Origin of the sequence: Acidithiobacillus sulfurivorans (genome assembly GCF_018853815.1) — a bacterium.
Lineage (GTDB): Bacteria > Pseudomonadota > Gammaproteobacteria > Acidithiobacillales > Acidithiobacillaceae > Acidithiobacillus > Acidithiobacillus sulfurivorans.
In genome coordinates this window covers 1-373 of record NZ_JAAOMP010000005.1, presented here as the reverse complement: position 1 = coordinate 373, position 373 = coordinate 1, and the positions used below count along the sequence as shown (strand labels likewise).

At 59.5% G+C, this 373-nt stretch carries 1 protein-coding gene; it reads right to left on the bottom strand.

Annotation, left to right across the window (positions count from 1 at the left end):
- Positions 1-373 (bottom strand): Mu transposase domain-containing protein (locus HAP95_RS00090; RefSeq protein WP_438263643.1); only part of this gene is annotated, 373 nt, incomplete at both ends.

Below are 373 nucleotides of genomic sequence, written 5' to 3'. Positions count from 1 at the left end.
AACCTGCAGGTAGTGCTGCGGGTCCGTGATGGTCTTGTCCCGCCCCATGCGCCGTGCATGGGTGGCAATCACCGCACTTTCCATCAATACCACGATACGATCCACATAGCGCCGTGCCCGCACCCACTCTCCTGCCCATTCTGCGGGTACGCTGTAGTGATTACGGTCCACCGATATCAGGCAGGTCGATTTGACCCGCACCCGGTCCTCCACATAGCCATCGAAGGTGGCTTGAAAGGGGCGCAGCAGCGCTTTCTCTTCCTGGAAGACCGCCCAGATCGTCCGTGTCTTCTGCTCGGGGTGTGCATGATTCTGTGCCCGCTCCTGACAGCGTTCCCAGAGCCAGGCGTTCAGCTGATCCAGTGTTTCAAAG